The organism is Polaromonas sp. P1_G4 (genome assembly GCF_056405475.1).
Genome location: NZ_JBFUCA010000150.1, coordinates 1 through 8,511, shown reverse-complemented (window position 1 = coordinate 8,511; position 8,511 = coordinate 1). Strand labels below are relative to the sequence as shown.

At 62.1% G+C, this 8,511-nt stretch carries 8 protein-coding genes and 1 pseudogene; 5 read left to right on the top strand and 4 right to left on the bottom strand.

All coding sequences use genetic code 11. The features are described from left to right. The 4 genes from AC1D1X_RS09740 to AC1D1X_RS09725 all read right to left on the bottom strand — a co-directional run. Positions 1 to 1,491 (bottom strand): GspE/PulE family protein (locus tag AC1D1X_RS09740; protein WP_477698201.1); only part of this gene is annotated, 1,491 nt, incomplete at its 3' end. 54 nt (positions 1,492 to 1,545) lie between these two features. Continuing rightward, positions 1,546 to 2,313: a class I SAM-dependent methyltransferase gene (locus AC1D1X_RS09735; RefSeq protein WP_477669711.1), complete on the bottom strand. Its 768-nt coding sequence runs from the start codon at positions 2,311 to 2,313 to the stop codon at positions 1,546 to 1,548. Then, on the bottom strand, positions 2,313 to 2,834 hold the full coding sequence (locus tag AC1D1X_RS09730; protein WP_477669712.1) for a DNA-deoxyinosine glycosylase: 522 nt from the start codon (positions 2,832 to 2,834) through the stop codon (positions 2,313 to 2,315). The genes AC1D1X_RS09735 and AC1D1X_RS09730 overlap by 1 nt, the downstream gene beginning before the upstream one ends. Continuing rightward, positions 2,831 to 3,676 (bottom strand): TatD family hydrolase, encoded by an 846-nt coding sequence (locus AC1D1X_RS09725; RefSeq protein ID WP_477669713.1) that lies wholly within the window; start codon positions 3,674 to 3,676, stop codon positions 2,831 to 2,833. The genes AC1D1X_RS09730 and AC1D1X_RS09725 overlap by 4 nt, the downstream gene beginning before the upstream one ends. A 229-nt stretch (positions 3,677 to 3,905) precedes the next feature. Between AC1D1X_RS09725 and AC1D1X_RS09720 the strand changes: the two genes are divergently transcribed. The 5 genes and pseudogenes from AC1D1X_RS09720 to AC1D1X_RS09700 form a co-directional block, all read left to right on the top strand. Continuing rightward, positions 3,906 to 4,982: an extracellular solute-binding protein gene (locus AC1D1X_RS09720; protein WP_457279531.1), complete on the top strand. Its 1,077-nt coding sequence runs from the start codon at positions 3,906 to 3,908 to the stop codon at positions 4,980 to 4,982. Between the two features lie 14 nt (positions 4,983 to 4,996). Next, a complete protein-coding gene (locus AC1D1X_RS09715) occupies positions 4,997 to 6,100 on the top strand; it encodes an ABC transporter ATP-binding protein (RefSeq protein ID WP_477669714.1) in 1,104 nt (367 codons plus the stop codon). A gap of 12 nt (positions 6,101 to 6,112) precedes the next feature. Beyond that, complete coding sequence (locus tag AC1D1X_RS09710) at positions 6,113 to 7,018, top strand: ABC transporter permease (RefSeq protein ID WP_477698200.1); 906 nt, start codon at positions 6,113 to 6,115, stop codon at positions 7,016 to 7,018. 13 nt (positions 7,019 to 7,031) lie between these two features. Next, a complete protein-coding gene (locus tag AC1D1X_RS09705; protein ID WP_477669716.1) occupies positions 7,032 to 7,892 on the top strand; it encodes an ABC transporter permease in 861 nt (286 codons plus the stop codon). 218 nt (positions 7,893 to 8,110) lie between these two features. After that, a pseudogene (locus AC1D1X_RS09700) lies at positions 8,111 to 8,511 on the top strand (S1C family serine protease); the annotation flags it as partial.

Sequence of the window (8,511 nt, the reverse complement as noted above, 5' to 3'; positions counted from 1 at the left end):
CTCATCAGGCTGGCGGCAATTGCTGCACAAGGTGCGTACCAGCCGCTGGGCCAGCACACCCAGCAAGGTGGCGTTGATCAGGTAAGAAGGAACCCCGAGTTCCATCAGGCGGGACACCGCCGACGGGGCGTCATTGGTATGCAGCGTGCTGAAAACCAGGTGGCCGGTCAGCGCGGCTTGCACCGCCATCTCGGCCGTCTGCAGGTCGCGGATTTCGCCCACCATGATGATGTCCGGATCCTGCCGCATCAGCGCGCGCAGCCCCTCGGGGAAATCGAAATCCAGGTGCGGCTGCACCTGCGTCTGGTTAAAAGAGGCCTCGATCATTTCGATCGGGTCTTCAATCGTGCTGACGTTGACTTCTTCAGTCGCAAGCCGCTTGAGCGTGGAATAAAGCGTGGTGGTCTTGCCGGAACCGGTAGGCCCGGTGACCAGCACAATGCCATAGGGCCGCTTGACCAGTTGTTCCCAGCGTTCGGCGTCGTGCTGCGAAAAACCCAGGGCATCCAGGTCCTTGACCGTGGTGTCCGGATCAAAAATACGCATGACCATCTTCTCGCCGAAGGCTGTGGGCAAGGTGGACAGGCGCATCTCAACTTCGTCGCCGCGCGGGTTGCGGGTCTTGATGCGGCCATCCTGCGGTCGGCGCTTTTCCACCACATCCATGCGGCCCAGCAGCTTGATGCGGGCGGTCATGGCGTTGTGCACGCCCATGGGCAGTTGATAAACGGGATGCAGCACGCCGTCGATGCGAAAGCGGATCACGCCCTGCTCGCGCCGCGGCTCGAGGTGGATGTCGCTGGCGCGCTGGTCAAAGGCGTACTGCCAGAGCCAATCCACCACCTGCACCACGCCCTGGTCATTGGCGTCCAGCTGCTTGTTGCTTTTGTTCAGCTCAACCAGTTGTTCAAAGCTCGCCGATGTCGACCCGCCGCCGGCCTTGATCGCTGCCTTGACGGATTTGGCCAGGGCAAAAAATTCGGCGGTGAACTTGGTGATTTCGAGGGGGCTGGCAACCACAAGGCGCACGCTGCGCTTGGCCTGACGTTCGACCTCCTGCACCCAGTCAGTCACGAAAGGCTCCGAAGTGGCAATCACCACCTCGCTGGGGGTCACCTGCACCGGCAGCACCTTGTGCCGCTCGGCATACATGGCCGACATGGTGTCCGCCACCTTGCCCACGTCCACCTTGAGCGGGTCAATCCGCAGGTAAGCAAGGCCGGCCCGTCCGGCCRGCCATTGCGTGATCGTTTCCATGTCCAGGGGTTTGCCGTCGGCCAGGCGTGTCATGCCGACACTGGCAAGCCGCGTCAACGGCGGCTGCGCGCTTTGCACCTGGGAGCAGCGTGCAATCGTGCGCTGGGCTTCAGCGGCGCTGATGACGCCGTCTTCGCTGAGCCACTCAACCAGCATGCGCCAGCCCAGCGGCCCGGCAGGGGGCTTTTTCACATGCAGGTCTTTGGGGTGTTTGGGGTGCGTCACGGCGCTCATGGGTCGCACTGTACCCCATCCACCTGGGTCTTTACCATCCGTGCGGCCGCATCATCACGCCGCCGGTGCAAAGAGCCGCAGCCATTTTTTGGCGGGTAGCTTCCAGCACGACTCAATGACACCGGCTTGCTGCAACAGGTCGGACCGCTCGGGACGCGTCGGATCGCGTTGGGCCAGCACCACAGTGTTGCCTTCGCGCGTCGGCCGGAACGCCCAGACCGCTTCGGGCCCGAACGCTTCCGCGATTTTTGTCAGCGACTGCACGTAACTGGAATCGCGGCCAAAAAGATTCACCGTCATCACGCCGTCTTCCGCCAGAAGCCCGCGGCAGTCCTCGTAAAAATCCGCGCTGTCCAGCACCGGTGCCGCCGCCTCGTGGTCATACAGGTCGACATGCAGAAAGTCCACCGTTCCCCGGTGCACAGGTTTTTTGATTTCCAGCGCCGCATCAGCTTCAATGACATGCAGCCTCAGGTCGTCCCGCGGCAGCTTGAACCAGAGCCGGCAGGCCGTGATCACCTGCGGATTGATTTCAATCGCCGTGGTTTTCATGCGCAGCTTTTTGTAGCAAAACTTGGTCAGCGCGGCAGAGCCCAAGCCCAGCTGCATTGCGTGCTTTTTGGACACAGCCGCCGCGTCGGTGAACAGCAGCCCCGCCATCATGCGCTGCACGTATTCCAGCTCGATGTCATACGGTGCATCGCGCAGCATGGAGCCTTGCACCCATTCGGTGCCCAGGTGCAAAAAGCGCACCTCGCCGTAGTCGGAGAAATTGACTTCGGGCAACTCAGCCACCGTTTTTTCTGTTTCTTTTTTCGACATCAAACCAATCCATGCTTTTCAAAAACTTCACGCCAGGCTGCGAGTTTGCGCTCAAAGCTCCATGATGCGTTCGCCGGGCTGGTAGAAGGCAGTTTGTAGACCGGCAGGCCCAGCTGCAAGGTGTGCTTCGAATGCTTGAAACTTTCGCCGCCATTGTGGGCAATCGCTTCCAGCGCCGGACACAGTCGCCGCAGGCTGGCGAGGTCATTGACCTGCGCATTGCGGATCGCGCTGTCCAGGCTGCCCTCGCGTTCACAGGCAGCGTACACGTCCCACAGGCCAAGCCCTTTTGACAAAAGCCATTCGCTACGAATTTGATAGCTGCTACCGCCCGTCCCCATTGGCCCATCGGGCCAAATGGTTTGCAAAATCTTCCAGAAATGGTTTTGCGGGTGGCCGTAATACTGCTGCGCAGCCAGCGAGGCGGCGCCCGGAAAGCTCCCCAGTACCAGCAGGCGGGTGCCGGGAGAAACCAGCGGCGCCAGGCCCGCCAACACAGGTTTCGCGGTGCCCTTTTTCACGCCAGAAGGGCTCCCAGTTTCGGCAGCGCCCGCAATGCGTTGGCAGTCGTTGCGGCCGCCAGCGACGCGAGCGGAATTCCCCGCAAATCCGCCACCTGCTGCGCAATGCGCGGCAACTCGCCCGGCTCATTGCGGCCCTGGGCCTGGCCCGTTTCGCGCTCTGCCGCTGTTTTGTAGATCCAGTGCGGCGGAATGTCGGGCGAATCCGTTTCCATCACCAGCGCCTCCAGGGGCAGTTCCGCCGCCAGGCGCCTGAGTTGCAAGGCAGGCTCAAACGTGACGGCGCCGCCAAAGCCCAGCTTCAGGCCCAGCTTGATAAATTCTCCCGCCTGCTGTTCGCTGCCATTGAATGCGTGGCCGATGCCGTGCCAGCCGCCCTCGGGCGCCAGGTCGCGCAGGTGCTTGAGCAACTTGTCAGCCGATCGCCGCACGTGCAGGATGACCGGCAGGCCGTGCTTGCGCGCCAGCTTGAGTTGTTCACGGTAGAAGTGCTCCTGGCGTTCACGTATAGGGCTTTGCGTCAGGGCAGGCACAAAATAATCAAGGCCGATTTCGCCCACCGCCACCAATCGCGGATCAGACCGCCTCAACGCAAGTTCGTTATCCAGTGTCTGCAGGTCGGCGTCTTGCGCCTGGGGCACACACAGCGGATGGATGCCCAGCGCATAGCTGTCGGAAAACCGGTGCGCCAGCACACGGACTGCCTCGAAATTGAACACGCCCACGGCCGGCAGCACGCAGTGTGCAACGCCTGCAGCGGCCGCCCGCGCACGAACTTCAGCGACATCGGCGGCCAGTTCACCGGCGTCAAGATGGCAGTGTGTGTCTATCCAGAAAGTCATTCAGTCAATGCGGTAGGGCACCCGGGATGCAAAAAGAAAAGGTGCAGGAAAAGGAACAACCTGGCGCAGGCCTTGCTTGCAGAAGATGTTGACACAGAAATGAAATCGGGACACGCTATGCTTTTTTTGAGGAAATGCACGCGCAATTCGTTACCGTTTTTTTGCCGCTGATCTCTTTTCGTCAACCACTGTCTACCACCGTCGACTGATAACACAAGGAAAAGCCAACATGAAATTATCCCGTCTGATGAGCCACATTCTCGGAGCCGGCCTCGTTGTTTCAAGTATGGCCAGCCCCGCCTGGGCACAAGACCAGAAGTTGCGGCTGATTACCTGGGCCGACTATGTGCCGGCTGATGTCGTGGCGCAGTTCAAGAAAGAGACCGGGATCGACGTTGAGCTCACGCTGTCCAATAACGAAGAAATGATTTCCAAGCTGCGCGCCACCGGCGGCGCCGGCTTTGACCTGGCCCAGCCCTCGCAGGACCGCATCACCGGCCCGCAGCAGGAGTTCGGCATCTACAAACCCATGGACCTCAGCAAGATCAAATCCGATCTGTTCATCCCGTCCATGCTGGAAGCCACCAAGAAAAACACCACGCTGGACGGCAAGGTTTATGGCCTGCCGCACATCTGGGGCACCGACGGCCTCGTCGTCAATACCAAGCTGGCCAAGATGACCGACTACCCCGACCTGTGCAAGGCCGACGTCAAGGGCAAAACCGCCGTGCGCCTGAAGCGCCCCACGCTGCTGGCCTTCGCCTTTGCTTCCGGCAAAGACCCGTTTGCGCTGTACAAGGACCCGAAAGCCTACGGCGCGCTGATGGACGAAGTCGGCAAGACCATGATTGCCTGCAAGAGCAACATCAAGTTCTACTGGGACAACAAGGACCAGCTGCTCAACGGCATGCGTGCCGGCGAAGTGGTGGGAGCCATGATGTGGGATACCGGCGGCTGGAAGCTCAATGCCGAAAAACCTGAAATCCAATACATCGCACCGAAGTCGGGCGCACTCGGCTGGATCGACACCTTCGCCATCCCGGCCAAAGGCCGCAACGATGCCGCCGCCTACGCCTGGATCAACTTCAATATGCGCCCCGAGATTGCCGCAAAAGTGGCAGGCTCTGCCGGCAACTTCACCGCCTCCAAGGGAGCCGACCAGCTGGCCGATCCCAAGCTGAAAGCCCAGTTCGCCGCCAGCTTCCCTGAAGCCGCGTTGAAAAACGTGAAGTGGTATCCCGCAGTGCCTGCCGGCATCGAGGACATCGAAGGCCGCGTATTAGACCGCGTGAAAGCAGCCCAATAACCGGCCTATCACCGGTGCACGCAGACCTTCAAGCCGAACACGTCGGTAAAACCTACGCCGGCCAGCCCGCAGTCAAGGACTTGTCCTTTTCCGTGGAGCGCGGCAGCTTCTTTTCCATCCTCGGCCCATCGGGCTGCGGAAAGACGACGCTGCTGCGCATGATCGCCGGCTTTCTGTCGCCCGATGCGGGCCAGATCCACATCGGCGGTAAACCCATGAACGGCGTGCCGCCCAACCAGCGGCCCGTCAACATGGTGTTCCAGCACCTGGCACTGTTCCCCATGATGTCGGTCGGTGAAAACGTTGGCTACGGCCTGGCACGGCGCGGCCTCTCGCGCGCCGACATCGCCGGCAAGGTCGGCGCCATGCTTGAACGCGTGAGCCTGCCCGGCATGCAGGACAAGCGGGTCGACCAGCTATCGGGCGGGCAGCGGCAGCGCGTGGCGATTGCGCGAAGCCTGGTGCTCGAGCCCACCTTGCTGCTGCTCGACGAACCCCTGGGAGCGCTGGATTTGAAGCTGCGCGAGCACATGAAAGTCGAGCTCAAGCAACTGCAAGCGGCCTTCGGCACCACCTTTGTCTACATCACGCACGACCAGTCCGAGGCATTGGTACTGTCCGACCATGTCGCGGTCATGAATGCCGGCAGCTTTGAGCAGGTGGGTACACCGCAAGAGCTGTACTACCAGCCGCAAACACCTTTCGTCGCGGGCTTTGTGGGCGCCAACAACAAGCTGCAAGGCAATGCTGCTGCGGGCGCAGAGCCCGGCAACGCGGTGGCGCTGACAACCGGCCAGGGCCTGGCCATGCGGGCCCGCGCAGTCGGGAAAATCCTGACCGGCCAAGCCGTGCAGGCGTTTGTGCGGCCCGAAGCGATCAGCCTGGCCCGCGACGCCGCTGAGCTGCCCGCTGACCACACCGCCTACGCGGGCCAGGTTGAGAGCCTGCTCTTCGACGGCGCAAACTCGGCCATATTGCTGCGCGAAACCACCAGCCGCACGGAATTTCGCATCGCGCTGCCGCAGACCGGCCGCTTTGCCGACTTGCGTGTCGGTGAAACGGTGGCCTTCAGCTTCGACCCCGCACAAGCCACCTGTTTTGGGACAGCCGGCGCCTAGCGCCTGCAGATCATGCAAGCCGCAGCCGCCATGCCCGCAGCAAATGCCGGATCCGCATCGGCGCAGGCCAGGCTCATCCTGCTGTTGTTGCTCGCGCCGGCGCTGATCTGGCTGGTGGGCCTCATCGTGTTGCCGCACATCGACCTGGCCATCCTGTCGCTGCGCGAACGCATCGCACCGCGGCAATATGCACCCAGCATCGCGCAGTACCGCACTTTCATCGACGAACCGCTGTACTGGCACACCTTTGTGCGCACCGCCGTCATGTCCATCCTGGCCACGCTGATCACACTGCTGCTGGCGTTTCCCATCGCCTGGACGATTGCCAAGCTGGTGCGCGGCCGTGCCAAGTCGCTGCTGCTGGTGATGTGCCTGATCCCCTTCTGGGTCAGCGAAACCGTGCGCACCCTGGGCTGGATGATTCTGCTGCGCGAATCGGGCGTGCTGCCCGCCGTGCTGGTGCAGCTGGGCCTCACTGATGCACCTGTAGAGCTGCTCTACCGCGACGCCACCATCCTGGTCGGCCTGGTCTATACCTCCATGCTCTTCATGGTGGTGCCGCTAATCAGCGCCCTTGAAAGCCTGGACGACACGCTGATCGAAGCGGCGTATGACCTGGGCGGCAACGGCCCTTCCATCCTGCGGCAAATCGTCATTCCGCATGCCGCGCCCGGCATCCTCGCCGGCTGCATCGTGGTCTTCATGCTGACCTTGGGCAACTACCTCACGCCCACCTTGCTGGKCGGTAAAAATTCGCTGTGGTTTACCGAGCAGATTTACACCCAGTTCATCACGCGCTTTAACTGGGAGCAAGGCGCGGCGTTTGGATTTTTGCTGCTGGGTTTGTCAACAGCGATCGTCTGGCTTGGCCTTAAATTAACGGGCCAGAAATTCGGCGAAGTCATGCGCCGGTCATGATGAAGGGCACTGCATGATCGCCTCCCTGCCCCGCCCCGCCTGGCTGCGCGCCGGCACCGTGGCTTATGCCCTGGCGTTTTTTGCTTTCCTGTTCCTGCCGCTGGTGGTGGTCGCGGTGTTTGCCTTCAACGACGCACCCTATCCGGCGCCGCCCTGGCGCGGCTTCACGCTCGACTGGTTTTTTGGCAGCAAGTCCGGACGCACAGGCCTTTTTGCCGATCGCCCCATGCTCGCCAGCCTCTGGACCAGCGTGGTGGTGGCCGGCTGGGTCACGCTGCTGGCGGTGCTGGTGGGCACGACCAACGCTTTTTTGATTGAGCGCAGCCGCTTTCCGGGCAAACAAGCGCTGTCGATGCTGATGCTGGCGCCGCTGGTGATTCCCGGCGTCATCCTGGGTATTTCGATCCTGGCCTTTGCCAGCCGCCTGGCGCAGTTTGCCGACGACTGGTGGGGGCTGGAGCTGGATTTCCTGCGACCAGGGCTTCCGCTGGTGGTGCTGGGCCAGTTTTCCTACATCGTGTCCATCGCCACGCTCATCATTTCGGCCCGCCTGAAACGTTTTGACATCACCCTGGAAGAAGCCGCCTACAACCTGGGCGCCTCCCGCGCCGCGGTCTTCGCCACCATCACCCTGCCTTACCTGAAACCCGCGCTGATCGGCGCTGCAGCGATCTCGTTTTTGATGTCCTTCGAGAACTTCAACACCACGCTGATGCTGGTCGGCTCGGACGCGCCGTTGACCGTCATGATGTACGGCCGCATGCGCGAGGGCGCCACGCCGGTGCTCAATGCCGTCAGCCTGTTCCTGATGCTGGCCTCGGCGGCCCTGGCGCTGACCCTGCTGCGCAAGCCCGCCGACAGCCCTGGCGCCTGAAGCGCCTGAAACAGTCCAGGCCGCCCCAAAATCGGGCTCGAATCGAGCCCAGACTGCGCAGTAACAGGCGCTTTACAAAGCCCCCTACGCCTATACCCAAATCACGTGCACGGATGCACAAATCGTGATACGGTGCAACTGTAAATACGGGGCCTGAAGCAGGTTTTCACGCCCGGTGGTATCAGCCCGGTTTTGACATTGACCTCACAGGTGAACGGATGCGCAGGCCAGCCCTTTACAGCAGTTCAAACCGTCCGGCGCAGGGCGCGGGTGATGCCCAGACGCAACCGCCCGAGCAGGCTGCCGGCCCAGACGGCGCCATTCCAGCCCCCGCACCTTCCCGCTTCCCCCGCGCCTCCCGCCTGGCCAAACGGCTTGCCCAAAACCAGCTTTACCTGCTCTGGTCGGTCGTCGGCCTGCTGGCCCTGCTGCTGGCCATCAGCTTTGCCTCCYCGCTGCGGCCTGCGGCCCGCAAGCTGACGCAGGAAGACATCAACGCGGCCGTCCTCAAAACGCTGGAGACCACAGTCCTGCCCTCCCCCGGCACCCGGGCTTATGACACCATCATCCCCTCCGTCGTGCGCATCGTGGGGCTGGGTAAAGACAAGGACGGCAAGGA